This is a genomic window from Pseudomonas sp. (assembly GCF_030690725.1).
GTDB lineage: Bacteria > Pseudomonadota > Gammaproteobacteria > Pseudomonadales > Pseudomonadaceae > Aquipseudomonas.
In genome coordinates, this window is the sequence record NZ_JAUYGD010000005.1 from 1 (window position 1) to 24011 (window position 24011).

Below are 24011 nucleotides of genomic sequence, written 5' to 3' on the forward strand. Positions count from 1 at the left end.
GAAGAGGAGGCGCATTCTACGCCACTTTCGCTGCTTTGCAACTCCTTTTTCAAATCTAACTTCTTGTTTTATAAGAAGTATAAGGAGACGCACACGCCTGAAGAGCTGCGAATTATAGGGACTGCCGAACGAAGGTCAATCGATTGTTATGCTTTTGTTTCAATAGCCACGAAATCAAGGGCTGCAGCCCCCACTACCTGCGCGCCGCCTGCAGAAACGACAAAGCCCAGACCTTTCGGACTGGGCTTTGTTGATTTATCTATATATGGTCGGGACGGAGTGATTCGAACACTCGACCCCTAGCACCCCATGCTAGTGCGCTACCGGACTGCGCTACGCCCCGACTAGGCGTGAATCCATTTTCGGAGCTCCGAAAACGTCGCGAACTATACATTAAGCTTCTGAATTGTGTAAACTTTTTTGAATAAGGCGACTATTTTCTAAGCACCAACAACACGTCTTCAAGCTCGGTAATCATTTGCTTGATCAGCTGCTTGTACTGGGTGCTGTCATCTTTCGCTTCATCACCCGAAAGACGCTGACGCGCACCGCCAATGGTAAAGCCCTGATCGTACAAGAGCGCACGAATCTGCCGAATCATCAGCACATCCTGGCGCTGATAATAGCGGCGATTACCGCGCCGCTTAACCGGGTTGAGTTGTGGGAACTCCTGCTCCCAATAACGCAACACGTGCGGTTTAACGGCACAGAGCTCGCTAACTTCACCAATGGTGAAGTAGCGCTTGCCGGGTATGACGGGTAGTTCGTCGTTATGACTTGGTTCCAGCATACGCCTCGACCCTGGCTTTAAGTTTCTGGCCTGGACGGAAAGTCACGACACGGCGAGCCGTAATCGGAATTTCCTCTCCTGTTTTTGGATTGCGACCGGGGCGCTGACGCTTATCGCGCAGATCAAAATTACCGAACCCCGAGAGCTTGACCTGTTCGTTGAGCTCCAGCGCTTGGCGGATTTCCTCAAAGAACAGCTCCACCAACTCCTTGGCTTCCCGTTTATTCAGGCCCAGCTCTTCATACAGACGTTCCGCCATCTCAGCTTTCGTCAGAGCCCCCATACGCTACTTCCTTAACGTGGCGTTGAACCTTTGTTCCAGGGAGGTGAGAATATTTTGCGTTGTGGTACTCACCTCATCGTCATTAAGAGTGCGCGATGGATGCTGCCAGGTCAAGCCAACGGCAAGGCTTTTTCTATGAGGATCAATACCTTTACCGTGATACACGTCAAATAGCTTGAGGTCGGTCAGCCACTCGCCTGCTGCTTCACGAATCGCGCCGAGCAAATCCTGCGCAGGCACGTCACGATCGACCAGCACAGCCAGGTCGCGTCGTACTTCTGGGAACTTCGACAGCTCCTGGAACTTCGGCATAACGCCCTGAGTGATCTCACCCAGCACCAGCTCAAACATAAAGACAGCCTGATCCAGACCCAGCGCCTTCGACAACTCAGGATGAATAGCGCCGAGGAAACCGACAACACGCCCATCACGCTCAATGCGTGCCGTTTGCCCCGGATGCAGCGCTGGATGCTCGCCCGGTACAAATGCAAAGCTATCACCCGCACCTGCGCTGGCCAGCAACGCTTCGACATCGGCCTTCACATCATAGAAGTCGACATCATCGCGACCGTGCGCCCACGCCTCAGGCAGACGACCACCACAAATCACACCAGCCAGCATCGGCTCTTGTTTCAAACCTTCAAGCTGACCAACAAAGCGCAAACCACTTTCGAACAGGCGCACACGCGACTGCTGGCGATTCAAGTTGTGCTCAAGCGCCTTGATCAGACCCGGCCACAAAGAAGAGCGCATCGCTGCCATATCAGCGGAGATCGGGTTGGCCAGCATCAGCGGCGCAACGCCTGGATTAAACAGCTCGAACAACTTGGGATCGATAAAGCTGTAGGTGATCGCCTCCTGATAACCACGGGCAACCAGCAAACGGCGCAGCGCGGGCAGCTCTACTGCAGCTTCAGCCTTGGCCTGCGGAGCCAAACGCGCTTGCGGGTAACGCACAGGCAAGCGGTTATAACCATACAAGCGGGCAAGCTCCTCGATCAGATCGACTTCCAGGCTGATATCGAAGCGGTGACTTGGCACACCAACCTGCCACTGCCTTTCGCCATCGGCACGAATGTCCAAGCCCAAAGCAGCCAGCAAGCGGACAATTTCCGCATCATCCATCTTCAGGCCGAGCATTTGCTCGATGCGCTCAGCGCGCAGCGTGACCGGCGCAACACTCGGCAAGTGCTCTTCATTAACGACTTCGATGATCGGACCTGCTTCGCCACCGATGATTTCCAGCAACAACCCTGTCGCCCGCTCCATCGCCTCACGCGCCAGCTGCCAGTCCACGCCACGCTCGAAGCGGTGCGACGCATCCGTGTGCAAACCGTAAGAGCGCGCCTTGCCAGCGATGGCGATGGTGTCGAAGAACGCACTCTCAAGGAACAGATCTCGGGTCTTTTCGTTGACCCCGCTGTGTTCGCCCCCCATCACGCCGGCAATTGCCAGAGCGCGGCTGTGATCGGCAATGACCAGGGTATCGCTGCGCAGGCTGACTTCCTGACCATCAAGCAGGACAAGCTTCTCGCCCTCCTCGGCCATACGCACGCGGATGCCGCCATTGATCTCGGCGAGGTCAAACGCATGCAGTGGCTGACCCAACTCAAGCATCACGTAGTTGGTGATGTCGACCGCAGCATCGATACTGCGCACATCGGCGCGACGCAGACGCTCAACCATCCATAACGGCGTGGGCTTGGACAGATCGACATTGCGCACCACACGACCGAGGTAACGCGGGCAGGCTTGCGCAGCCAGAATTTCAACTGGGCGCACTTCATCATGACTCGGCGCAACTGCCGCAACTACCGGACGGGCGACAGGTGCGGCGTACAAGGCACCAACTTCACGCGCCAAACCAGCCAGCGACAGACAATCGCCACGATTCGGAGTCAGATCAACCTCGATGCTGGCATCATCCAGATCCAGATAGACACGAATGTCCTGTCCCACCGGCGCGTCAGCCGGCAGCTCCATCAGACCATCATTGTCTTCGCTGATCTGCAGCTCAGAGGCAGAGCAGAGCATGCCGTTGGACTCAACGCCGCGCAGCTTGGCTTTCTTGATCTTGAAGTCGCCGGGCAGTTCGGCACCGATCATGGCGAACGGAATCTTCAGGCCGGGGCGTACATTGGGCGCACCGCACACCACTTGAAAGGTTTCCGCACCACTGCTGACCTGACACACACGCAGCTTGTCGGCATCGGGATGCTGCTCGGTGCTCAGCACCTCACCCACCACCACGCCACTGAATACACCAGCGGCCAGCGATACGCTGTCGACTTCAAGGCCAGCCATGGACAGGCGGGCAACCAGATCGTCGCGCGAGACCTGCGGGCTTACCCAGCTGCGCAGCCATTGTTCACTGAATTTCATACTGTCTGTTCTCCTGAACCAATTCGATTACGGAATGCGAGGGCGCTAGCGAAATTGCGCCAGGAACCGCAGGTCGTTATCGAAGAACAGCCGTAAATCGTTGACGCCGTAACGCAGCATGGCCAGACGCTCAACACCCATACCGAAGGCGAAGCCGGAGTATTTCTCCGGATCAATGCCAGACATGCGCAGCACATTCGGATGCACCATGCCGCAGCCCATGACTTCCAGCCAGCCGGTTTGCTTGCAGACGCGGCAGCCTTTGCCGCTGCACATCACGCACTGCATATCGACTTCGGCCGATGGCTCGGTAAAAGGGAAGAACGAAGGACGGAAACGTACGCCCAGAGGCTTTTCGAAGAACACCCGGAGAAATTCTTCGATGGTGCCTTTGAGGTCAGCAAAGCTCACACCCTCGTCAACCAGCAGACCTTCGACCTGATGGAACATCGGCGAGTGAGTGATATCAGAATCGCAGCGGTAAACGCGGCCTGGGCAAACGATGCGGATCGGCGGCTGCTGCGATTCCATGGTGCGCACCTGCACCGGAGAGGTGTGGGTGCGCAGCAACATGTTCGCGTTGAAATAAAAGGTGTCATGCATCGCCCGAGCCGGGTGATGGCCTGGGATATTGAGTGCTTCAAAGTTGTGATAGTCGTTTTCCACTTCAGGGCCTTCGGCAATGCCGTAGCCAATACGGGTGAAAAACTGCTCAACGCGCTCCAGAGTCCGGGTGACCGGATGCAGACCACCAGAGGTCTGACCACGGCCCGGCAGGGTCACATCGATTTTTTCGGCGGCGAGCTTGGCGCTCAGCGCAGCCTGTTCCAGAGTTGCCTTACGGCTGTTCAGAGCATCCTGAACCTGATCCTTGGCGGCATTGATCAACGCACCGGCTTGCGGGCGCTCTTCTGCCGACAGATTGCCCAGGGTCTTCATCACCTGAGTCAATTCGCCTTTCTTGCCCAGATAGTGAACCCGCAGTTGCTCCAGGGCATTCACATCGTCGGTGTGGCTAACGGCCTCAAGCGCTTGCGAGACCAGCACATCCAGATTTTCCATTTACAGACTCCAGATACGAAATAGGGGAAGAGCTTGAAGGCTCTTCCCCTATTGGTGACGTTTAGCACCGGGCGAGCCCGGTGATTGTCGGGGACTTAAGCCAGTACGGCTTTCGCTTTCTCGACAATCGCAGCAAACGCCGCTTTTTCGTTCACTGCCAGATCAGCCAGAACCTTGCGGTCGATCTCAATGGACGCTTTTTTCAGGCCAGCAATGAAACGGCTGTAAGACAGACCGTTAACACGAGCACCAGCATTGATACGAGCGATCCACAGAGCGCGGAACTGACGTTTTTTCTGACGGCGGTCGCGGTAGGCGTATTGGCCTGCCTTGATCACAGCCTGCTTGGCAACGCGGAATACGCGCGAACGCGCACCATAGTAGCCTTTAGCGAGTTTCAGAATTTTTTTGTGACGCTTGCGAGCGATAACGCCGCGCTTAACACGAGCCATGAGTAATTTCCTCTATCTTGACCGATTAACGAACGCGCAGCATGCGCGCCACTTTTGCTACGTCAGACGGATGCACCATGGTGCTACCGCGCAGTTGACGCTTACGCATAGTGGAAATCTTGGTCAGGATGTGGCTCTTGAAAGCGTGCTTGTGCTTGAAGCCGTTAGCGGTTTTGAGAAAACGCTTGGCTGCACCACTCTTAGTTTTCATCTTTGGCATGTTCGGATACTCCGCATTCAGTTGATAAACATAACCGCAAGGCCTGCCGTGCCCTGGTGGTTACTTCTTCTTTTTGGGGGCGATGACCATTATCAGCTGGCGTCCTTCCATCTTTGGATGCTGTTCAACGGTGCCATATTCAGCAAGGTCACCTTCAACCCGCTTCAACAACTCCATGCCCAGCTCCTGATGCGCCATCTCACGGCCGCGGAATCGAAGCGATACCTTGGCCCTGTCCCCATCACTAAGGAAACGTACCAGGTTGCGTAGTTTTACCTGGTAATCCCCTTCCTCCGTCCCTGGACGAAACTTGATTTCTTTAACCTGAATCTGCTTCTGGTTTTTCTTTGCAGCAGCAATCTGCTTCTTCTTTTCGAAGATCGATTTGCCGTAGTCCATCAGCTTGCAAACTGGGGGCACTGCATCGGCAGAAATCTCTACCAGATCCAGCTTGGCCTCTTCGGCCTTAAGAAGCGCGTCTTCAATTGACACAATCCCAAGCTGCTCACCTTCAGCGCCAATTAACCGAACCTCACGTGCCGAGATATTCTCGTTGATCGGGGCCTTCGGTGCAGCTCGTTTATCTTGTCTCATTTCACGCTTAATAATGATTACTCCAAATCTTGGCGACCACGCCGGGAAACCGCCTGCGCAAGAAATTCAGCGAATTGAGTGACGGGCATTGAGCCCAGATCAGCACCTTCACGGGTACGCACGGCGACAGTTTTCGTCTCAACTTCCCGATCTCCAATAACCAAGAGATAGGGAACCTTGAGCAAAGTATGCTCGCGGATTTTAAAGCCTATCTTCTCGTTCCTCAAGTCAGACTTGGCACGAAAACCGCTTTGATTGAGCGTTTTTTCCACTTCGAGGGCAAAATCGGCCTGTTTATCCGTGATATTCATCACCACGGCCTGGGTCGGAGCCAGCCAAGCGGGGAATGCACCTTCGTAGTGCTCGATCAGAATCCCGATGAAACGCTCGAACGAACCGAGAATCGCCCGGTGCAACATGACCGGTACTTTGCGGCTGTTGTCTTCAGAAACATAACTCGCTTCCAGACGCTGCGGCATATTCGGATCGTACTGCAGGGTACCGCACTGCCAAGCGCGACCGAGACAGTCGAGCAGCGTGAACTCGATCTTCGGACCGTAGAACGCACCCTCCCCTGGCAGATACTCCCAAGGCAGACCCGCTTCATTCAGCGCATTGGCCAGCGCCTCTTCGGCGCGATCCCAGAACGCATCATCACCCACACGCTTAGCTGGGCGCGTGGAGAGCTTCATCTTGACGTCGCTAAAACCGAAATCAGCGTAAACCTGCAAGGTCAGCTTGATGAAATCCGCCGCTTCTTTCTTGACCTGCTCTTCTGTACAGAAGATATGCGCATCATCCTGAGTGAAGCCACGCACGCGCATGATGCCATGCAGGGCGCCTGATGCCTCATTACGGTGGCAGGAGCCAAACTCAGCCAGACGCAGCGGCAGCTCACGGTAGCTCTTGAGCCCCTGATTGAATATCTGCACATGGCACGGGCAGTTCATCGGCTTGATCGCGTAGTCGCGGCTTTCCGACTGAGTGGTGAACATGTTGTCGGCGTAATTGCCCCAGTGCCCGGATTTCTCCCACAACACACGGTCAACCACCTGCGGCGTGCGCACTTCCTGATAACCGTTGTCGCGCTGCACGCCACGCATGTACTGCTCAAGCACCTGATAGATGGTCCAGCCATTCGGGTGCCAGAACACCATACCCGGCGCTTCTTCCTGGGTATGGAACAGATCAAGGCGCTTGCCGATCTTGCGATGATCGCGCTTCTCGGCCTCTTCGATACGCTGGATATAAGCCGCCAACTGCTTCTTGTCAGCCCAGGCCGTGCCATACACGCGCTGTAACTGCTCGTTCTTGGCATCGCCGCGCCAGTAGGCACCGGACAGCTTGGTCAGCTTGAACGCCTTGAGGAAGCGCGTATTCGGCACGTGCGGGCCGCGGCACATGTCGACGTATTCTTCGTGGTAGTACAGACCCATGGCCTGCTCATCAGGCATGTCTTCAACCAGACGCAGCTTGTATTCCTCGCCACGCGCAGTGAATACATCAATAACCTCGGCGCGCGGCGTCACTTTCTTGATGACGTCGTAGTCCTTCTCGATCAGCTGCTGCATGCGCTGCTCGATTGCCGCCACATCATCTAGAGTGAAAGGACGCTCGGAGGCGATGTCGTAGTAAAAACCTTCATCAATGACCGGACCGATCACCATCTTGGCTGCCGGAAACAGCTGTTTGACCGCATGACCAATCAAATGCGCGCAGGAGTGGCGAATGATTTCGAGCCCTTCCTGATCTTTTGGCGTAATGATTTGCAGGGTTGCGTCGCTGTCGATCAAATCGCAGGCATCGACCAGCTTGCCATTGACCTTACCGGCCACTGTGGCCTTGGCCAAGCCAGCACCAATGGATTGCGCCACCTCGAGTACGGATACCGGGTGATCGAACGTACGCTGACTGCCGTCGGGAAGAGTAATGATGGGCATGGCGCCTCCTCTCCTAGTGGTGACCTCTACCAAAGGCCACATGGGTTGGGATGAGCCAGTAAGCGATTCGGCGGTGTACCTGCCTTACAGTGGCAGGAGCTTTTCAGCCAACCAAAACCGAACCGGGGTCACTGGAGGTTTTAAACAGCTATTAACCGCACGGATGCTTGCAGAAAGCCGGGCTTGCTTGCAAGAACCCAATAAAAAAGGGCCGCCTAAGCGACCCTTTTTTCTACCAAATCTGGTAGGCACGATTGGACTCGAACCAACGACCCCCACCATGTCAAGGTGGTGCTCTAACCAACTGAGCTACGTGCCTACGATGGGTGCGCATTCTACGGCCGCGCAAAAAACTGTCAACCTATTTTTTACGCTAACTGCCTGAATAACTGAATTTTTTACTGTTCTACAGCGCGTTTAATATTTCGCACAGGCCACTAGCCGAGCATTTTCAACTCAGGTAGCATCCGCCCATTCGTAAAAAATAAAGAACAGAGGTTGCAAAATGGCGCACACAGCTTATCCACAATCCTACTACGCGGCCTCCGCCAATCCGGTACCGGCGCGCCCGGAATTGAATGGTGAAGTCGAGACTGACGTGTGCATCGTCGGCGCAGGCTACACCGGCCTGTCCACTGCCATCGCCCTGCTCGAAAACGGCTTTAAAGTCAGCATCGTCGAAGCGGCCAAGGTCGGCTTCGGCGCATCGGGTCGCAATGGCGGGCAGATCGTTAACAGCTACAGCCGCGATATCGATGTGATCGAGCGCAGCGTCGGCCCCAAGCAGGCGCAACTGCTGGGCGACATGGCTTTCGAGGGCGGCCGGATCATTCGTGAGCGCATCGCCAAGTACAACATCCAGTGCGACCTTAAGGACGGTGGCGTCTTTGCTGCCAATACGCCCAAGCACTTGAAGCACCTTGAGTCGCAGAAAAAGCTCTGGGAGCGCTACGGCCACACCCAACTGGAACTGATGGACGCAAAGCGTATTCGTGAAGTAGTAGGCAGCGACGCTTATGTGGGCGGCATGCTCGACATGAGCGGTGGCCATATCCACCCACTCAACCTGGCGCTGGGCGAAGCGGCGGCGGTCGAGTCGCTGGGCGGAATGATTTACGAACAGTCACCGGCCATCCGCATCGAGCGCGGCGCCAACCCTGTCGTGCACACCCCCAACGGCCGGATTAAAGCCAAGTTTGTGGTTGTCGCCGGTAACGCCTATCTGGGCAACCTGGTTCCAGAACTGTCAGCCAAATCGATGCCATGTGGCACCCAGGTGATCACCACCGAGCCGCTGTCCGCTGAGCTGGCGAAAAGCTTGCTGCCGCAGGATTACTGCGTCGAAGATTGCAACTACCTGCTCGACTACTACCGCCTGACCAGCGACAAGCGCCTGATCTTCGGCGGCGGCGTGGTCTACGGCGCCCGCGACCCGGCGAACATCGAAGCGATCATTCGCCCGAAGATGCTCAAGGCCTTCCCGCAGTTGAAAGATGTGAAGATCGACTACGCCTGGACCGGCAACTTCCTGCTGACCCTGTCGCGCCTGCCGCAAGTCGGCCGCCTGGGCGACAACATCTATTACTCGCAAGGCTGCAGCGGCCACGGCGTGACTTACACCCACCTGGCCGGCAAGGTCCTGGCCGAAGCCCTGCGCGGTCAGGCAGAACGCTTTGACGCCTTCGCCGACCTGCCGCACTACCCCTTCCCGGGCGGTCGCCTGTTCCAGGTGCCATTCAGCGCCCTGGGCGCCTGGTACTACACCCTGCGTGACAAACTGGGCATCTAAAGCACAGCCCGCATACAGAAACGGCACCTCAAGAGGTGCCGTTTTGCATTCTAACTTCCAACGGTTTTACAGCTGCGCATCCGGCCACACCTGATGCGCCGTACGCAACGCCCGCTGCGCTGCCGCCGCACGTCCTTGCTGCTCTAGCGCCTGCACGGCGGTCAGCCAGGTCTGTTTGAGCGGCTGCGCCGGCAGTTGACTGGTCGGCATAACCAACACCGCCCAACGCCCCGCCTCCCCCCAGGCATCGTCGAAGCTGGCAAAGCTGGTGTACCAACGCCGGGTATTACCCGAACGCAGTACCAGCGTGCGCTCGCGCTGGTCATAGCCGACCAGCAGTGCAAACTGCGAACCCGGCCCGCCAAACAGTCGATCCTGCATCACCAGCACAGGATGCCCTGCAGACACTTGTTGCATCAGCGCATCCAGATTACCTGGCAAGGGGTAGACCAGCAGATCATAAGAACGCGCCACCGCTTCAAGCCCAGCTTGCGCGCTTTGCCCTTTGGCCAACTGCTGAATGCGCTCATCCACCAATCCGGGACTACTGATCACCCCATGATGATTGAGCAGCGCCGCCAACGCCGAAGGCCCGCCCTGCGCATCACTGAGTTGAAAAAACGGCACATCGGCCAGCTCGACCCGCTCAGGCAAACGCTTGGTCTCAGGCAACAGCTGCGGCCCACTGGCGCAGGCAGCAAGCAGAAACAACAGGGCAACCGGCAGAAGCTTTACTACGCGCACAGACTGAAACATCACTCACCCACTGGCTTGTTTGTGGCGCAGAGCATAACGATGAAGTACCGATGCCCCAAATTATCTGCGCAAAATGCCGAGTTTCGGCAGACAGTGCCCAAGTCATTCACACAAACGAAAACCCTCTCCAGGCTGATAAACTGCCCGGCATTGCATACAACGCAGCCCTCACCCGGCACCACCAGCGAATTACGACCGCCGCCCTTACGCTCGCCGTCAAACAGATAGACTCCAATGCCCGATAACTTTGCACCTGCCAACACGCCTCTAACCGCGCTGTCTCGGCGCTTCTCCGTTGCGCCGATGATGGATTGGACGGATCGGCACTGCCGCTATTTCCTGCGCCAGCTGTCGCAGCACGCCCTGCTCTACACCGAGATGGTCACCACCGGGGCCATCCTGCATGGCGATGCGGCACGTTTTCTGCGCCACAGCGTGGCGGAATACCCACTGGCCCTGCAGCTGGGTGGCAGCGTGCCTGCGGATCTGGCGGCCTGCGCCAAGCTGGCGCAAGAGGCCGGCTATAACGAGGTCAACCTCAACGTTGGCTGCCCCAGCGACCGGGTGCAGAACAACATGATCGGCGCCTGCCTGATGGGCCATCCGCAGCTGGTCGCCGATTGCGTCAAAGCCATGCAGGATGCGGTGGATATCCCGGTAACGGTAAAACACCGCATCGGCATCAACGGTCGCGACAGCTATGCCGAGCTGGGCGATTTCGTCGGCACCGTGCGTGATGCCGGCTGCCGCAGCTTTACCGTACATGCACGCATCGCCATTCTCGAAGGGCTATCGCCCAAGGAGAACCGCGAAGTGCCGCCACTGCGTTATGACGTGGCGGCGCAGCTTAAGCAGGACTTCCCCGGGCTGGAAATTATCCTCAATGGCGGTATCAAGACCCTGGAAGATTGCCAGCTGCACCTGCAGACCTTCGATGGCGTGATGCTGGGCCGCGAGGCGTATCACAACCCCTACCTGCTGGCTCAGGTTGACCAACTGCTGTTCGGCTCTAATCGCGCCGTGATGAGCCGTTTCGAGGCTATGCAGAGCATGCGCGGCTATATCGCCGCGCACCTCGCCGAAGGCGGCAGCATGCACCACATCACCCGCCATATGCTCGGCCTGGCCCAGGGCTTCAATGGCGCACGACGCTTTCGCCAGCTGCTCTCGGTGGACATCCACAAGACCGACGAGCCCCTGGCGCTGTTCGATCAGGCGGCGCAATTGCTGCAAGGGCGCTGACTCGGGTAAGGTCAGGGCATCTGCAACGACAAGGCACTGTCATGACCTCCAAGCTGGATCAACTCAAGCAGTTCACCACCGTAGTCGCCGATACCGGCGACCTCGACGCCATCGCCCGCCTGAAGCCGGTTGATGCCACCACCAACCCTTCCCTGCTGCTCAAAGCCGCTGCCATGCCGCGCTACAGTGAGCTGCTGAAAAGCGCCCTGAGCGCCGGCAAGGGCGACCTGGGCCTGGCCTGCGACCATTTTGGCGTCGCGGTGGGCGGTGAAATCCTCAAGATCATCCCTGGGCGCATCTCCACCGAGGTGGATGCACGCCTGTCCTTCGACACTCAGGCCACCCTGCGCCGCGCCGAACGCCTGATTGGTCTGTATGAAGAAGCCGGCATTGGCCGTGAGCGCGTGCTGATCAAGATCGCTTCGACCTGGGAAGGCATCCGCGCTGCCGAGCAGCTGGAAAAGGCCGGCGTCCAATGCAATCTGACTCTGCTGTTCACCTTCGCCCAGGCCCAGGCCTGTGCCGATGCGGGTGTGTTTCTGATTTCGCCCTTCGTCGGGCGCATCTACGACTGGTACAAGAAAGCCGAAGGCCGTGATTTTGTCGGCGCAGAAGACCCCGGTGTGCAGTCGGTTACGCGTATCTACAACTACTACAAGGCCAACGCCTACCAGACCGTGGTAATGGGCGCGAGCTTCCGCAATATTGGCCAGATCGAACAACTGGCCGGCTGCGACCGCCTGACCATCAGCCCCGAGCTGCTGCAGCAACTGGCCGATGATCAGCAGCCACTGGCGCGCCTGCTCAGCCCTGGCAAGACTGCCGAAGTCAAGCAGAGCCTGAGCGAAAGCCAATTCCGCTGGGCCATGAATGAAGACGCCATGGGCACCGAAAAGCTGGCAGAAGGCATTCGTCTGTTTGCCCGCGATCAGGAAAAGCTGGAAAAACTGCTGACTGCTCAAGCCTGAATGGCCTGAATGCAAACGGGGCGCTCCTTGAGCGCCCCGTTTGTTTAGCCACCCGCATCAGTGATGTTCGAGGGCATTGACCAGATCATGGAAGGCTTCGCGATTGGAGTCGTTCAACCCCATCAGAATGCGGTGCGCTTCCAGCACCTTGGCGCGCACCAGCTCTTCTGATTGATCCTGCGACGGCAGATCGTCCAGACAATCCGGGCACGGCACGGGTGTGTCGACGATATTGAAGACCTGATCGAACCCCATCGACTGCAACAGTCGAGTGATATCGGCGTGGGTGGTCACCACAGTCGGCAACAGGCCGATCTTCTGCCGCGAGAGAATCGACAGCTTGGCCAGCAGCCCAAGGGTCGTGCTGTCGATACTGCGGGTCTCGGTGAGATCAATCACGATGGCTGAGAAATTCAGCGCGGTGAAGATTTTCTCGATGGTCGAATCCAAGGCCGAACACAGCGTCAGGCGCACTTCACCGACAAACTTCAAGATGAACGTGCCATCTTGCTCGGCAAACTGGATTCTACCGGGGCTTATCCCAGGGTTCATGCAAGGTTCCTGCTTAACACCAGCAAGGCGATATCATCCGGCATATCCCCTAGATTGGCCAGCCCAAAAGCCTTACGTAAGCCATCCAGGGTGCCGCCCGCAGAACTGATCAGCTGCGGCAACAGGGTTTCCTTGTCTTTCAAGGTATCGCCCGGCAGCAGATCGAGGATGCCGTCAGAGAGCAGCGTCAAGCTGAAGGCCTCCGGCAGTTCCAGTTCAAGATCGTTGTATTCGGCCTCGACAAACAGCCCAACCGGCAGGCCGCGGCCTTCCAGATAACGCGCCTGGCCGTCGCTGTAGAGCACCGGCAGCGGTAGATGGCCGCCAATGCTGTAGGTCAAGCGGTTGTTGGCCTGATCAATCACACCGCCGAGCATGGTCACGTGCTTGCCCAGCTTGCAGTTGATCAGGCCACGGTTGATATGGCCGAGCACCTCAGAGGGTTTGAAATCCGGCAGGTTGCCGCCGCGGCGCGACTCGTACAGCAGGCGCGTGGTCATAAACTTCAGCAGCACGGTGATAAAGGCCGAAGACGCACCATGCCCGGAAACATCGGCCAGATAAAATGCGATACGGCTGTCATCGACGCGGAAATAGTCGACAAAGTCGCCCGACAGGTACAGCGACGGAATGATCTGATGCGCGAAGTTCAAGCCATCGGCCTGCCACGGCGTCACCGGCAGCATGTTCATCTGCACCTGGCGGCCGGCGTTCTGATCTTCCTGCAGCAGATGCAGGCTAGCTTGCAGTTCGCGGTTGGCGGTTTCCAGCTCGTCGCGATAGCGCTGGTTTTCCAGACGCAAATTGGCGCGGTCCAGCGCACGACGCACTGAATGCTCAAGCACGGCGAGATCGGCCAGGGGTTTAATCAGGTAATCGGCAGCGCCCAGGCGCAAGGCCTCGACGGCATCGCTCATCACGCCGGCACCGGACACCACGATGACCGGGGTTTCCACTTGCAGGGCATTGATACGGCGGATCAGCTCGAGACCATCGACTTGCGGCATGCGCAGATCGCAGATCACCAGATCCGGCGACTCGGCATGAAAGACTTCCAGCCCCTGCAAGCCATTGGCGGCCTGCAGCACATGAAAACCACTGTCTTCCAGGTAGGCTGCGAGGCTCGCACGCACTACGTCGTCGTCATCGATTATCAGCAGCGTGGCACTGGTTTTGTGCATGAGGTATCCAGGCAAACTGCGCCGGGTATGGGTTGGCTTATGCATGCAGAGCTAGTGTCTACATGCGCGAACTCGGCTTGCTTCAAGGCGCAGACGGTACTCCCATCCGCAACGTGATTCAAGCGCATGCCGGTCGTCGCCGTACGACTTTACACCTCAAATCGGCCAAGGTTATAAGAGCTGCAGGACAGCCCCCATAACAAGAGGAAAAAGCCCATGAGCCAAAATGATCGTGCCTACAGCGAGAAACGCGATTACATCCGCATGCGGCTAGAAGCCCCCGTTACTCTGCACCATGACGGAAAGGAAATTCCCGCGCTGTGCCTCGACCTGTCCAGCACCGGCATGCAGCTGGAAGCCGAAAGCGCAGTGAAGATGGGCGACAAGGTGCGTATCCATATTGCCTCGGACCACAACGAACTGCGCGGCCTGGATGCGCAAGCCGAGGTGGTGCGCGTTAGCGCGATGGACGATGGTCGTCAGGCGTTGGGGTTGGCAATTATTTCCATGAGCTGATCACGCTCGCATACAAAAAAGGCGGCCTAGTAGGCCGCCTTTTCTACATGTGCCGACAACTTAAAAGTCGTCTTCAACCTCACCATCGCGCACTTTGAATTCGCGATTCTGCAGGTAGGCATTGCGGATAAAGATGTACTTGTCGCCGCTGACCATACGCTCGGCCTTGAGCAGGCTGGCACGTAAGCTCAGTGTCTCGACACCGATCACCACATTACGCGTCGGCACATGGTCGATGTGCATGGGAGCGGTCAACATGGCATCAGGGACACGACCAAACGTATCACGCACGGTACTCGGGCCCATCAGTGGCAAGACCACGTAAGGACCGCTCCCCACCCCCCAAGCGCCGAGTGTCTGACCAAAATCCTCATCGCTGCGCTGCAGGCCCATTTTGCTTGCCACATCGAAGAAACCGAGCAGACCGAAGGTGCTATTGAAGATCAAGCGACCGCTGTCCACGCCGGCGTCGTGCAGCTTACCTTGCAACAAATTGTTGCCCAGGTTGCGCACATCACCAATATTGCGGAAGACATTGCTTACACCGTCCTCAACGAACTGTGGCGTCACCGCCTGATAACCCTTGGCCAACGGCTTGAGGGTATAGGCATCAACGTTGTCGTTGACCCGGAACATAAAGCGGTTGTAACCCTGCCAAGGGTCTTCTTCGTTGGCTTGCGCCAGTGCAGGCAGCAACAGCACGCCGGTACAGGCAATCAACAGGCTCAATCGTTCAATCCAGCTCGCACCGGTCACACGCATCACAGTCGCTCCTTGAAAATGCTCAGGCTGCCGCAGGCGGCCAAATCAGGCCGCGCAGTATAAGGTGGCGGCTCTATAAATAGGCAGCATAGCGGACGAACAAATAGCTGAAAAATCTTACCGTCTGTTGCCGTGCAGCCCACTAATCGGCGGCAACGCGAACGGAAATAAAGCCTTCATCTGCCTGTAACCTGAAAGCGCTAGCCTGGACTAGACCATTTTCAAGGACGGCCCATGCAAACGCCCGCCAGCTTGCCCGCTTTCAACGCCATATTGTTTAGCCTGTCCGGCTGCCTGGTTGATTTTGGCGCTCGCACCATCCCGCTGACCCTGCAACGCCTTTACCCAGCTGCAGCCAACCTGCAGAGTCTGCCGCAGGTCCTAGGCCGCGAGCCGCTGACTGAAGAGTGGCAAACCTATCAGCAGGCACTCTGCGAGACCGCATGCGAGCATGCCGAAGCCACCCACGCCGCCCTGCCCTTGCTTGAGCAGTTGCACCAGCAAGCGGTGCCCTGCGCCTGGCTTGATGAACTGCCGCGTGACGCCAGCATCAGCCTGGCCAATGCACTCCCAAACTGGCTGCCCGGCACATCCAGCCATAGCCATCGTCCCTGGCCAGCGCCCGACGCTATCTGGCTCAGCCTGATGACCCTGCAGGTAAATCAGCTTGAAGGCTGCGTATTGGTCAGCGGCGAACCCCGCCTGCTACAGGCGGCGCTGAATGCCGGCATCTGGACCATCGGCCTGGCCATCAGCGGCCCGCTGTGCGGCCTGGCACCAGCTGACTGGCAGAGCCTGCCGATGACCGAACGCGATCAACTACGCAGCCAGGCCACCCTCAACCTGTATCGCCTTGGCGTGCACTCGGTCATCGACCAGCTCAGCGACCTGCCCACCTGCCTGGCGGATCTCAGCCTGCGTCGCCACAAGGGCGAAAAGCCCTGAGCCAGGGCCAGATTGCCTGCTGAATCGGTGCCCCAGGCTTGATCCAAAGCAAGCAAAGCCTGCCGGCTTGGATTAACCTGAAGGCATGCAGAACCTTTCGCCCCTGCGCAAGGTCAGTCAATCTGTCGACTAACAAAGGAAGAACTCCATGCCTGCAAGCCGCCTGCAGCAGCAACTGCAAGACCTGCGCGACCAACTGGCCGAACAGCCGCCACTGACTGAAGAAGAACGTGCCGAGCTGTTTGTACTGACCCAGGAAATTGAACTGCAACTGGCCCGCCAAGCCGCAGCCGCGCCTGACGCAACCCTGATCGACGGGGTCAACCTCGCGGTGGAACGCTTCGAAGCCAGCCACCCGACCCTTGCCGGCACCCTGCGCAATATCGTGCAGAGCCTGGCCAATATGGGCATCTAGACACATACCGCAGTAACAAAAACCCCAGCTCAGCGGCTGGGGTTTTCTGTTACTGGCGCACCAAACGCTGATTATCCGGGCTGATGGGCCCGCTGCTGCGATAGGGGTTGATGTCCAACCCGCCACGCCGCACGTAACGCGCATACACCGTCAGATGCTCAGGCTTGAGCAGGCGCTGCAGGTCGAGAAAGATTCGCTCCACGCACTGCTCATGAAAATCCGCATGCTGGCGAAAGCTCACCAGGTACGCCAGCAGGCTGGCGTGATCCAGCGCCAAGCCACGGTACTGCACCACCAGCGTTCCCCAATCCGGCTGGCCGGTGACCGGGCAATTGGATTTGAGCAGATGGCTGTGCAGACTTTCCTCGACCACTCGCGCGGTATCGCAACGCAGCAGTTCAGGCTGCGGCTGCGCATAGTTGCTGATGGCGACATCCAGCTCATCAACACAGACACCTGGCGCGGCCTGCACACCTTCGGCCGTCACCTCGGCCAAGCTACGCACGCGCACGCCAACCGGCTTGCCGGCGGCTGCCGAGAGGTCCTGCACCAGCACCGCCACCAGTTCGTCAGCGTTGCTGAACACCGACTGGTTAAGCGAGTTGAGGTACAGCTTGAAGGATTTCGACTCGATGATATTCGGCGAGTCGGCGGGAATGGCGAACTCACCCATGGCCACCACCGGCTTGCCCGACGGCAACAGCCAGGACAGCTCGAAACAGTTCCAGAAATCCACGCCCTGATACGGCAGTGTCTCGGCGCTCAGGCCCAGTTCGGCCCACTTCGCGGCACGCGGAATCGGGAACAACAAAGAAGGGGTGTAGGTAGCGATGTACTCGCTGGATTTGCCCAGTGGCGAATCTTCGGCGGCGGGATGCATGGAGAAAACCTGGCTAGTCGAGACGCGGCGATTGTATACAACTTTCAAAGCAGATTCAGTGCGGCAAGACCGATACCGGCCTTGCCGCAGCAGCATCAGGCCAGCTCAGCCACCACAGCCGCCAACGCCTGGGCAGGATTGGCTGCCTGGCTGATCGGCCGGCCGATCACCAGATAATCCGAGCCTACATCCAACGCCTGACGCGGCGTCAGAATACGGCGCTGGTCATCCTGCGCGCTGCCGGCCGGACGAATCCCCGGCGTTACCAGCTGCAACGCCGGATAAGCGGCCTTCAGCGCTTGCGCTTCCTGAGCCGAACACACCAGGCCATCCAGACCGGCCTGCGCCGCCAGCCCCGCCAGACGCAGCACCTGCGCCTGCGGTTCGAGATCCAGGCCCACGCCGGCTAGGTCTTCGCGCTCCATGCTGGTCAGCACGGTTACGCCGATCAGCAGCGGTTTGGCTCCAGCAAGCTTGTCCAGGGTTTCGCGGCAGGCCGCCATCATGCGCAGGCCACCCGAGCAGTGCACATTGACCATCCACACACCCATCTCCGCCGCGGCTTTGACCGCCATGGCGGTGGTATTGGGAATGTCGTGGAATTTCAGATCGAGGAACACCTCGAAGCCCTTGCCGGCCAGCACATTGACGATCTCCGGCCCGCAACGGGTGAACAGCTCTTTACCCACTTTTACCCGGCACAACGTGGGATCAAGCTGATCAGCCAATGCCAGCGCGGCATCACGGGTCGGGAAATCCAGGGCAACGATGATCGGGGTCTGGCAAGCGGACATGGGCAGGCTCTCGGGCAAGACAAATTCGGCGCGCATTGTAGCGGATGCGCCACCCGCTTGCCGCTCCGGTGATCCGCTCGCATCGCTCATGCTCAAGCAGATAAGCGCTTGCCGCTACTCGGCAGGCTCAGCCACAAGCACATCCGGCGCCGCAAACGCCTGACGAAAGCTAAACGCCTGCGCGCTGGCGCCCTGCTCACGCAGCAAGGTCAGGCGCTCGGCAGCCTCCTGCACCGAGGGCCGATGCCCCGCCGGCACCCACCACAGCACCATATGCGCCGCACTGACCTTGCTGAACCACTCCTGGCGGCGCTTGAGCATCTCGGTATGGGCGGACTTGTAGACGTAATCGCTGAGCGCCTGCACATCGCGCCATACCGACAGATTCACCAGCACATCGTCACCAAACGGGCGAAACGCCGTGGCATCGCCCGCCTCGTCCTGCAAGCGCCAGACATAACCGGGCGAGGCTTCCGCCAGCGCATTGATGCGCTCCAGATTGGCGACAAAGTCGGCCATGCTTGGCGACTCCAGTGGCGCCTTCATCGTGGCGATATTCAACTGCGCGAGTTGATAGCTCGACATCAATGTCTCTCCTTATTTATATAAATCCCTGAATAACCACGGCCCTCAGCCGCTTAGCGCGCCAGCGGATCATCCCAGAATGAACGCTCGCTTTCCTGGATAACATCCGCGCGGCTTAAGCCGAGGTCCTTCAATGCCGCATCATCGAGCATGGCCAGGCGCCGGCGCTGCTCGGCCAGCTGCCACCAGCGGGAAAACTGGCGACTAACCGCCCGCAGTATTGCAAACGGCCGGCGGCCCTGTAAGCGCCCGGCACTGGCTATTGCATAACCTTTTTGACCTTTCATCTCGTCGCCCTCCTTGTGGGGTTGGCGACAGTCTCGCGCTGGGATTATGATCAATCCAACGAATGTTTCTTATGCAATGCATCTCGGAGATTGATGTATGGCCAGCTACCCGAGCATCGACAGCGAGCTGCTGCGCACCTTTGTCGCGATTGCCGATCACGGCGGTTTTACCCGCGCTGCGGAAATGGTCAACCGCACCCAGTCGGCCGTCAGCATGCAGATGAAGCGCTTGGAGGAAGATGTGGTGCAGCGCCCGCTGTTTCTGCGCGACGGGCGCCAGTTCAGCCTCACCGCCGAAGGCCAATTACTGCTCGGCTATGCCCGGCGCATTCTCAAATTGCACAGTGAAGTGATGACCAGCATGCGTGCCCCGCATATGGTTGGCACCGTGCGCATCGGCACCCCGGACGACTATGTGATGCGCTTTATGCCGGGCATTCTTTCGCGCTTCGCCCAAGCCTACCCGCTGGTGCAGGTGGAATTGCACTGCGAGCCATCCTTCCAGTTGCTGCAACGCCAAGACCTCGACCTAACCATCGTCACCCGCGAGCCCGGCACCGAAATTGGCCAACTGCTGCGCCAAGAACGAATTGTCTGGGCTGAGGCCCAGGGCTTCAGCCCGCACGAGCAGGAACCGCTGCCGCTGGCGATGTTCAATGCGCAGTGCTTCTGCCGTTCCTGGGCCTGCAACGCGCTGGACGCCATGGAGCGCGAATACCGTATCGCCTACACCAGCCCAAGCCTGTCGGCGATCATGGCGGTCGTCAGTGCGGGCCTGGCGATTACCGCGCAGCTGCAAAGCCTGATTACCCCGGACATGCGCATCATCGGCACTGCCGAGGGCCTGCCGGTGATGCCCTCCGCCAGTATCGTATTGCTGCGTAACAGCCAGACCCAGTCGCAGGTCACCGAGACCCTGGCCGAACAAATCGTCGAAGGTTTCAGACTTTAAGCGCGAGCAATACCGCGCAAAGCAGCAGAAAACCGGCAAACAACCCGCGCAGAACGCGCTCTGGCAGCGCATGGGCGCACTTCACGCCCCAGCTGATGCTGAGCAAACCGCCCAGCGCCAGGGGCGCCCCCAGCAGCCAATCGACGTGATCATGCACGGCATAGGTCGCCAGGGTGACGGCCGTACTTGGTGCCGCCAACGCCAGAGAAAGCCCCTGCGCGACCACCTGACTGGTGCCGAATACCGTGGTCAGCACCGGCGTGGCCAACACCGCGCCGCCTACGCCGAACAGGCCGCCGAGCAAACCGGCACCGCTGCCCAGCAGCGTTAGCCAAGGCCAGGGATAGCGCATCCCCACCGAGAGCATGGCCGGCTTGCTGTACAGCCGCGAGAGGTTATAGACCGCCAGCAGCACCAGGAAAACCACGAAACCCAGACGCATGCGATCTGCATCCAGGGTCACCGCCCAACCGGCGCCCACTACGGCAAACAGCAAGCTGGTCACCGCCAGGGCCAGGGCATGGCGCCAGTCGATACGGTTGCGCTGGTGGTATCGCCACAGCGCCAACAGCACATTGGGCACCACCATCACCAGAGCCGTGCCTTGCGCCAACTGCTGATCCAGGCCAAAAAACACCCCCAGCGCCGGGATGGCGATCAACCCACCGCCAATTCCAAACAGGCCACCCAAGGTGCCGAGGGCAAGTCCAAGCAGAAGGTTCAAGGCAAAGTCGAGCAAGGTCATCAGCGGGCTCCAGAGTGATGCCGCACAGCGTAGACATTCGCCACTAGCCGCGAAACGCACAGCAACGCAAAATGGCTATGCATATAACGCACAGCAAGGGCTGACCATGAACCCCGATAGCCTGACCGACCAGCTCAGCCTGTTTCTCGATGTGCTGGAAACCGGCAGCTTTTCCGCCGCAGCCCGTCGCCACCCGCTGACGCCCTCGGCAGTGGCTAGGCGCATCGATGCCCTGGAACGCTCATTAGGCAGCAGCCTGTTCAGCCGCAACACCCATGCCGTGCGCGCCACGTCTGCCGGCCTAGCCTTTGCCGAGCGCGCGCGGCGCATTCTCGCCGAGTTGCACCTGGCCCGCGCCGAAGCCGTATCACTGAGCAGCGCACCGGAAGGGTTGATTCGTATTGACGCACCCGCGCCATTCGGTCGACGCCACTTGGCCCCGGCGATTGCCGAGTTTCTGGTCGCCTATCCGGGACTGGATGTGCAACTACGACTGATCGACAGCTTCGTCGATCTGCATGGCACCCACCTGGGAGAGGTCGATCTGGTGCTGCGCATCGGTCCGCTGGCCGATACGCGCCTGGTCGCCACGGCGCTATCGCCCATGGTCCGAGTCGTCTGCGCCAGCCCTGACTACCTGGCGCGTCGCGGTGTACCGCGCAGCCCTGATGAGCTGCAGGAACATGACGGCCTCGACTGGGACAGCCTGGCGCCGCCCTATGCCTGGCGCTTCGAGCAGGACGGCAAACTGCAGCTGTGCCGCCCCAAACGTCTGCGCATGACCGCCAACAACGCCGAAGCGCTGCTGTTCAGCACCCTCGCCGGCCTGGGCATTGCTCATTTGCCGACCTGGCTGATTAGCGATTACCTGCTGCGCGGCGAACTGCTGCCGCTGTTTTGCGAAAACGGCCTGCCCGCTCCCGAGCCCAGCGGCATCTACGCCCTGCGCCTGGAGCGCGAAACCGACTCACGCAGCCGCTTGTTGCTGGAGTTTCTCAAGACCCGCTTTGGCCCGGTAGCGCCCTGGGATCTGGCGCTGCAAAGTGGCCTGCAGCGCAGCTAAACGCTGTCGGTAAACCACAGGCATAAAAAAACCCGACTCAAGGTCGGGCTTTTTACTCTCGCCGTTAAAGCCGATCTTAAACCGGAGCTTTAGCGCGGGATTTGTACTCACCGGTACGGGTGTCGATTTCGATCCAGTCGTCGATGTTGCAGAAGTCAGCGACTTTGATCTCGGTACCGTTGCTCAGCTTGGCTGGCTTCATCACTTTGCCGGAAGTGTCGCCACGGGCGGAACCTTCGGTGTAGGTGATCTGGCGAACGATGGTGGTCGGCAGGTCAACCGAAACCACTTTGCCTTCAAAGAATACGGCTTCGCAGACGTCGGTCATGCCATCAACGATGTACGGCATTACGCTTTCCAGATCGTCTTTGTTCAGCTCGTACTGGTTGAACTCTTGGTCCATAAAGACGAAGTTCGGCTCGCTGTAGTACGAATAGGTCACGTCTACGCGATCGAGGATCACCGGCTCCATTTTGTCGTCGGCTTTGTACACGGTTTCAGTCGAGGAACCGCTCAGCAGGTTCTTCAGCTTCATTTTAACGATGGCGCTGTTACGACCGGACTTGGTGAATTCGGCCTTCTGGATCAGCCAAGGTTGGCCGTCGATCAGGGCCACACTGTTGGGCTTCATTTCTTGTGCGGTTTTCATACGAATATCCGGGTTTGGATGGAATTACAAAATTCTTGGCCGCGTATCATAGCCAATTTAGGTAAAACTGCACCAGCGCCTCGGCAAGATCGGCCTGAGAGGCCCGTTGCAGACACCACTGCTCGGCATGTGCCTGCTGCTCTGGCCAGCCTTGTAACAGCTGATCCCAGCTTTCTTTGACTGACTGACCGCTATTCCAGGCATGCCACAGCTCGACCAGGGCCCGCTGCCCACCCGCTGACAAACCCTCCTTATAGAGAGCAAGAAACGCGTCGAGCTTTTCCAGGTGGGCGTTGTCCGCCTGCTCATAGATATGCCAGAGCAACGGCCGCCCGGCCCATTGCGCGCGGACGAAGGAGTCCTCCCCGCGCACCGCATTGACATCACAACTCCACAGCAGCCGGTCGTACTGATCCTGCTGGATAAACGGCAGCACCTGGATATGCAGTTGGCCGCGCTGCTGCATATCGCCAGCACGCATAGCTGTGCAACCGAGCCAAGCTTGCAGATCCGTCAGAATGCGCCCTTCCGGCACCAGTAACTGGCTGGCTTGCGCGTCAGTAGCCAATACATCCAGCCAACTGGCTAGCGCAGCGTTCTCATAGGCAAACAGAGAGATCAGCCGCGCGCCAGGCAACGGCGTTACACCAACGCTGCGCAGAAACACTTCGCGGGCGCTGCTATCGGCCTGAAACGCCCGGCGCTGCACCAGCAGTTCACGCTCGCGCAACAAGCCACCGCTGCCTGCGCTAAAGCCGGGGAAGAAGAAGAACTTCGACAAACCATTGGACTGTAATGAAGGCAAGCCGTGGCAGCCCTCCACCCAGTCCTCGGCGCTCAGGTACTCCAGATTGAGCCAGAGCGGTTTTTGCGCACGCTGCGCCATCGCGGCTATGTAGGCGGCTGGCAACTCACAGGCAAACGCCTCGATCACCACATCCGCAGGCTCAACCGCCTGCCACTCGGCACGCCACAAACAGACCTCAACGCCCTGCTGGGTTTGCCGCTGCGCCTGCGCATCAGCCTGCGGACACAAACGCACAAACGCGCCCAGATCATCCACCCACAGCCGCACCGCCAGACCATGCTCGGCCACCAACTGCCGCGCCAACCGCCAGGTCACCCCGATATCGCCGTAGTTATCGACAACGCTGCAGAAAATGTCCCAAGTCGCCTTCATGCCCAACCCCAATCGTCAGGCGCGCAG

General features: G+C 58.7%; 27 protein-coding genes and 2 tRNA genes. 8 read left to right on the forward strand and 21 right to left on the reverse strand.

Annotation, left to right across the window (positions count from 1 at the left end):
- Positions 1-266: 266 nt before the first annotated feature.
- The 10 genes from Q8O69_RS01375 to Q8O69_RS01420 form a co-directional block, all read right to left on the reverse strand.
- Positions 267-343 (reverse strand) — tRNA-Pro (locus Q8O69_RS01375).
- A gap of 90 nt (positions 344-433) precedes the next feature.
- Complete coding sequence (locus Q8O69_RS01380) at positions 434-790, reverse strand: MerR family transcriptional regulator (protein WP_090256190.1); 357 nt, start codon at positions 788-790, stop codon at positions 434-436.
- Positions 771-1073: an integration host factor subunit alpha gene (gene ihfA, locus Q8O69_RS01385; protein ID WP_003243414.1), complete on the reverse strand. Its 303-nt coding sequence runs from the start codon at positions 1071-1073 to the stop codon at positions 771-773. Before ihfA ends, Q8O69_RS01380 begins: the two co-directional genes overlap by 20 nt.
- A gap of 3 nt (positions 1074-1076) precedes the next feature.
- The gene (gene pheT, locus Q8O69_RS01390) at positions 1077-3455 is read right to left on the reverse strand and encodes a phenylalanine--tRNA ligase subunit beta (protein ID WP_305589122.1); all 2379 of its coding nucleotides are present in this window, start codon (positions 3453-3455) and stop codon (positions 1077-1079) included.
- Positions 3456-3500: 45 nt separating this feature from the next.
- Complete coding sequence (gene pheS, locus Q8O69_RS01395; protein WP_090256188.1) at positions 3501-4517, reverse strand: phenylalanine--tRNA ligase subunit alpha; 1017 nt, start codon at positions 4515-4517, stop codon at positions 3501-3503.
- 95 nt (positions 4518-4612) lie between these two features.
- The gene (rplT, locus tag Q8O69_RS01400; protein ID WP_040069108.1) at positions 4613-4969 is read right to left on the reverse strand and encodes a 50S ribosomal protein L20; all 357 of its coding nucleotides are present in this window, start codon (positions 4967-4969) and stop codon (positions 4613-4615) included.
- Positions 4970-4994: 25 nt separating this feature from the next.
- Positions 4995-5189: a 50S ribosomal protein L35 gene (gene rpmI, locus Q8O69_RS01405; RefSeq protein ID WP_305589124.1), complete on the reverse strand. Its 195-nt coding sequence runs from the start codon at positions 5187-5189 to the stop codon at positions 4995-4997.
- A gap of 60 nt (positions 5190-5249) precedes the next feature.
- Positions 5250-5801, reverse strand: a complete 552-nt coding sequence (infC, locus tag Q8O69_RS01410; RefSeq protein WP_169852835.1) for a translation initiation factor IF-3 — start codon at positions 5799-5801, stop codon at positions 5250-5252.
- The gene (gene thrS / locus Q8O69_RS01415) at positions 5801-7723 is read right to left on the reverse strand and encodes a threonine--tRNA ligase (RefSeq protein WP_305589126.1); all 1923 of its coding nucleotides are present in this window, start codon (positions 7721-7723) and stop codon (positions 5801-5803) included. Before thrS ends, infC begins: the two co-directional genes overlap by 1 nt.
- Positions 7724-7965: 242 nt before the next feature.
- Positions 7966-8042 (reverse strand) — tRNA-Val (locus Q8O69_RS01420).
- Between the two features lie 186 nt (positions 8043-8228).
- On the opposite strand from Q8O69_RS01420, the gene Q8O69_RS01425 reads away from it, so the two are divergent.
- On the forward strand, positions 8229-9512 hold the full coding sequence (locus Q8O69_RS01425; protein WP_305589128.1) for an FAD-binding oxidoreductase: 1284 nt from the start codon (positions 8229-8231) through the stop codon (positions 9510-9512).
- A gap of 66 nt (positions 9513-9578) precedes the next feature.
- Here the strand turns inward: Q8O69_RS01425 and Q8O69_RS01430 are convergent, their stop codons facing one another.
- Positions 9579-10268, reverse strand: coding sequence for a PA2778 family cysteine peptidase (locus Q8O69_RS01430; RefSeq protein ID WP_305589130.1), 690 nt, complete (start codon positions 10266-10268; stop codon positions 9579-9581).
- Positions 10269-10502: 234 nt separating this feature from the next.
- Here Q8O69_RS01430 and dusA point away from each other — a divergent pair, with 234 nt between their 5' ends.
- Positions 10503-11510 carry a tRNA dihydrouridine(20/20a) synthase DusA gene (gene dusA / locus Q8O69_RS01435; RefSeq protein ID WP_305589132.1) on the forward strand — a complete coding sequence of 336 codons (1008 nt, stop codon included), beginning with the start codon at positions 10503-10505 and terminating at the stop codon, positions 11508-11510.
- A gap of 41 nt (positions 11511-11551) precedes the next feature.
- Entirely contained in the window at positions 11552-12478 is a 927-nt protein-coding gene (gene tal / locus Q8O69_RS01440) for a transaldolase (protein WP_305589133.1), read from the forward strand.
- A 57-nt stretch (positions 12479-12535) separates the two neighbouring features.
- Here the strand turns inward: tal and rssC are convergent, their stop codons facing one another.
- Positions 12536-13018 (reverse strand): anti-sigma factor antagonist RssC, encoded by a 483-nt coding sequence (gene rssC, locus Q8O69_RS01445; RefSeq protein WP_160016356.1) that lies wholly within the window; start codon positions 13016-13018, stop codon positions 12536-12538.
- Between the two features lie 8 nt (positions 13019-13026).
- Positions 13027-14211: a two-component system response regulator RssB gene (rssB, locus tag Q8O69_RS01450; protein WP_275963576.1), complete on the reverse strand. Its 1185-nt coding sequence runs from the start codon at positions 14209-14211 to the stop codon at positions 13027-13029.
- Between the two features lie 216 nt (positions 14212-14427).
- Here rssB and Q8O69_RS01455 point away from each other — a divergent pair, with 216 nt between their 5' ends.
- Positions 14428-14727, forward strand: a complete 300-nt coding sequence (locus Q8O69_RS01455; protein WP_275963577.1) for a PilZ domain-containing protein — start codon at positions 14428-14430, stop codon at positions 14725-14727.
- Between the two features lie 60 nt (positions 14728-14787).
- Here Q8O69_RS01455 and Q8O69_RS01460 read toward each other — a convergent pair whose 3' ends face one another.
- The gene (locus Q8O69_RS01460; RefSeq protein WP_305589134.1) at positions 14788-15489 is read right to left on the reverse strand and encodes a VacJ family lipoprotein; all 702 of its coding nucleotides are present in this window, start codon (positions 15487-15489) and stop codon (positions 14788-14790) included.
- A gap of 234 nt (positions 15490-15723) precedes the next feature.
- Between Q8O69_RS01460 and Q8O69_RS01465 the strand changes: the two genes are divergently transcribed.
- Both Q8O69_RS01465 and Q8O69_RS01470 read left to right on the forward strand, forming a co-directional pair.
- Entirely contained in the window at positions 15724-16434 is a 711-nt protein-coding gene (locus Q8O69_RS01465) for an HAD family phosphatase (protein ID WP_305589136.1), read from the forward strand.
- A gap of 148 nt (positions 16435-16582) precedes the next feature.
- A complete protein-coding gene (locus Q8O69_RS01470; RefSeq protein WP_090247740.1) occupies positions 16583-16849 on the forward strand; it encodes a DUF4404 family protein in 267 nt (88 codons plus the stop codon).
- 49 nt (positions 16850-16898) lie between these two features.
- Here the strand turns inward: Q8O69_RS01470 and queF are convergent, their stop codons facing one another.
- From queF to Q8O69_RS01490, 4 genes are all read right to left on the reverse strand, one after another.
- On the reverse strand, positions 16899-17729 hold the full coding sequence (gene queF / locus Q8O69_RS01475) for an NADPH-dependent 7-cyano-7-deazaguanine reductase QueF (protein ID WP_305589137.1): 831 nt from the start codon (positions 17727-17729) through the stop codon (positions 16899-16901).
- Between the two features lie 95 nt (positions 17730-17824).
- The gene (gene pyrF, locus Q8O69_RS01480) at positions 17825-18523 is read right to left on the reverse strand and encodes an orotidine-5'-phosphate decarboxylase (protein ID WP_305589138.1); all 699 of its coding nucleotides are present in this window, start codon (positions 18521-18523) and stop codon (positions 17825-17827) included.
- Positions 18524-18637: 114 nt separating this feature from the next.
- Positions 18638-19108 carry a DUF3291 domain-containing protein gene (locus Q8O69_RS01485; RefSeq protein WP_275963582.1) on the reverse strand — a complete coding sequence of 157 codons (471 nt, stop codon included), beginning with the start codon at positions 19106-19108 and terminating at the stop codon, positions 18638-18640.
- Between the two features lie 53 nt (positions 19109-19161).
- Complete coding sequence (locus tag Q8O69_RS01490; protein WP_275963583.1) at positions 19162-19395, reverse strand: DUF1127 domain-containing protein; 234 nt, start codon at positions 19393-19395, stop codon at positions 19162-19164.
- Between the two features lie 97 nt (positions 19396-19492).
- On the opposite strand from Q8O69_RS01490, the gene Q8O69_RS01495 reads away from it, so the two are divergent.
- Complete coding sequence (locus Q8O69_RS01495) at positions 19493-20347, forward strand: LysR substrate-binding domain-containing protein (RefSeq protein ID WP_275963584.1); 855 nt, start codon at positions 19493-19495, stop codon at positions 20345-20347.
- Here the strand turns inward: Q8O69_RS01495 and Q8O69_RS01500 are convergent.
- Positions 20337-21092 carry a sulfite exporter TauE/SafE family protein gene (locus Q8O69_RS01500; protein WP_305589139.1) on the reverse strand — a complete coding sequence of 252 codons (756 nt, stop codon included), beginning with the start codon at positions 21090-21092 and terminating at the stop codon, positions 20337-20339. The two genes, Q8O69_RS01495 and Q8O69_RS01500, sit on opposite strands and share 11 nt — an antisense overlap.
- A gap of 106 nt (positions 21093-21198) precedes the next feature.
- Here Q8O69_RS01500 and Q8O69_RS01505 point away from each other — a divergent pair, with 106 nt between their 5' ends.
- Complete coding sequence (locus Q8O69_RS01505; protein ID WP_305589140.1) at positions 21199-22155, forward strand: LysR family transcriptional regulator; 957 nt, start codon at positions 21199-21201, stop codon at positions 22153-22155.
- A 76-nt stretch (positions 22156-22231) separates the two neighbouring features.
- Here Q8O69_RS01505 and efp read toward each other — a convergent pair whose 3' ends face one another.
- Both efp and earP read right to left on the reverse strand, forming a co-directional pair.
- Positions 22232-22804, reverse strand: coding sequence for an elongation factor P (efp, locus tag Q8O69_RS01510; protein WP_275963587.1), 573 nt, complete (start codon positions 22802-22804; stop codon positions 22232-22234).
- 46 nt (positions 22805-22850) lie between these two features.
- Complete coding sequence (gene earP / locus Q8O69_RS01515) at positions 22851-23984, reverse strand: elongation factor P maturation arginine rhamnosyltransferase EarP (protein ID WP_305589142.1); 1134 nt, start codon at positions 23982-23984, stop codon at positions 22851-22853.
- Between the last annotated feature and the right edge of the window lie 27 nt (positions 23985-24011).

Excerpts from the sequence above, each read along its gene's own strand:
- Q8O69_RS01485 (WP_275963582.1), bottom strand. The coding sequence starts at position 19,108 with ATGTCGAGCTATCAACTCGCGCAGTTGAATATCGCCACGATGAAGGCG.
- dusA (WP_305589132.1), top strand. The coding sequence starts at position 10,503 with ATGCCCGATAACTTTGCACCTGCCAACACGCCTCTAACCGCGCTGTCT.
- efp (WP_275963587.1), bottom strand. The coding sequence starts at position 22,804 with ATGAAAACCGCACAAGAAATGAAGCCCAACAGTGTGGCCCTGATCGAC.
- Q8O69_RS01505 (WP_305589140.1), top strand. The coding sequence starts at position 21,199 with ATGAACCCCGATAGCCTGACCGACCAGCTCAGCCTGTTTCTCGATGTG.
- Q8O69_RS01455 (WP_275963577.1), top strand. The coding sequence starts at position 14,428 with ATGAGCCAAAATGATCGTGCCTACAGCGAGAAACGCGATTACATCCGC.
- Q8O69_RS01430 (WP_305589130.1), bottom strand. The coding sequence starts at position 10,268 with ATGTTTCAGTCTGTGCGCGTAGTAAAGCTTCTGCCGGTTGCCCTGTTG.
- Q8O69_RS01490 (WP_275963583.1), bottom strand. The coding sequence starts at position 19,395 with ATGAAAGGTCAAAAAGGTTATGCAATAGCCAGTGCCGGGCGCTTACAG.
- rplT (WP_040069108.1), bottom strand. The coding sequence starts at position 4,969 with ATGGCTCGTGTTAAGCGCGGCGTTATCGCTCGCAAGCGTCACAAAAAA.
- ihfA (WP_003243414.1), bottom strand. The coding sequence starts at position 1,073 with ATGGGGGCTCTGACGAAAGCTGAGATGGCGGAACGTCTGTATGAAGAG.
- Q8O69_RS01495 (WP_275963584.1), top strand. The coding sequence starts at position 19,493 with ATGGCCAGCTACCCGAGCATCGACAGCGAGCTGCTGCGCACCTTTGTC.
- thrS (WP_305589126.1), bottom strand. The coding sequence starts at position 7,723 with ATGCCCATCATTACTCTTCCCGACGGCAGTCAGCGTACGTTCGATCAC.
- earP (WP_305589142.1), bottom strand. The coding sequence starts at position 23,984 with ATGAAGGCGACTTGGGACATTTTCTGCAGCGTTGTCGATAACTACGGC.
- pheS (WP_090256188.1), bottom strand. The coding sequence starts at position 4,517 with ATGGAAAATCTGGATGTGCTGGTCTCGCAAGCGCTTGAGGCCGTTAGC.
- rpmI (WP_305589124.1), bottom strand. The coding sequence starts at position 5,189 with ATGCCAAAGATGAAAACTAAGAGTGGTGCAGCCAAGCGTTTTCTCAAA.
- Q8O69_RS01470 (WP_090247740.1), top strand. The coding sequence starts at position 16,583 with ATGCCTGCAAGCCGCCTGCAGCAGCAACTGCAAGACCTGCGCGACCAA.
- queF (WP_305589137.1), bottom strand. The coding sequence starts at position 17,729 with ATGCATCCCGCCGCCGAAGATTCGCCACTGGGCAAATCCAGCGAGTAC.
- Q8O69_RS01460 (WP_305589134.1), bottom strand. The coding sequence starts at position 15,489 with ATGCGTGTGACCGGTGCGAGCTGGATTGAACGATTGAGCCTGTTGATT.
- tal (WP_305589133.1), top strand. The coding sequence starts at position 11,552 with ATGACCTCCAAGCTGGATCAACTCAAGCAGTTCACCACCGTAGTCGCC.
- pyrF (WP_305589138.1), bottom strand. The coding sequence starts at position 18,523 with ATGTCCGCTTGCCAGACCCCGATCATCGTTGCCCTGGATTTCCCGACC.
- Q8O69_RS01380 (WP_090256190.1), bottom strand. The coding sequence starts at position 790 with ATGCTGGAACCAAGTCATAACGACGAACTACCCGTCATACCCGGCAAG.
- Q8O69_RS01500 (WP_305589139.1), bottom strand. The coding sequence starts at position 21,092 with ATGACCTTGCTCGACTTTGCCTTGAACCTTCTGCTTGGACTTGCCCTC.
- rssB (WP_275963576.1), bottom strand. The coding sequence starts at position 14,211 with ATGCACAAAACCAGTGCCACGCTGCTGATAATCGATGACGACGACGTA.
- Q8O69_RS01425 (WP_305589128.1), top strand. The coding sequence starts at position 8,229 with ATGGCGCACACAGCTTATCCACAATCCTACTACGCGGCCTCCGCCAAT.
- Q8O69_RS01465 (WP_305589136.1), top strand. The coding sequence starts at position 15,724 with ATGCAAACGCCCGCCAGCTTGCCCGCTTTCAACGCCATATTGTTTAGC.
- pheT (WP_305589122.1), bottom strand. The coding sequence starts at position 3,455 with ATGAAATTCAGTGAACAATGGCTGCGCAGCTGGGTAAGCCCGCAGGTC.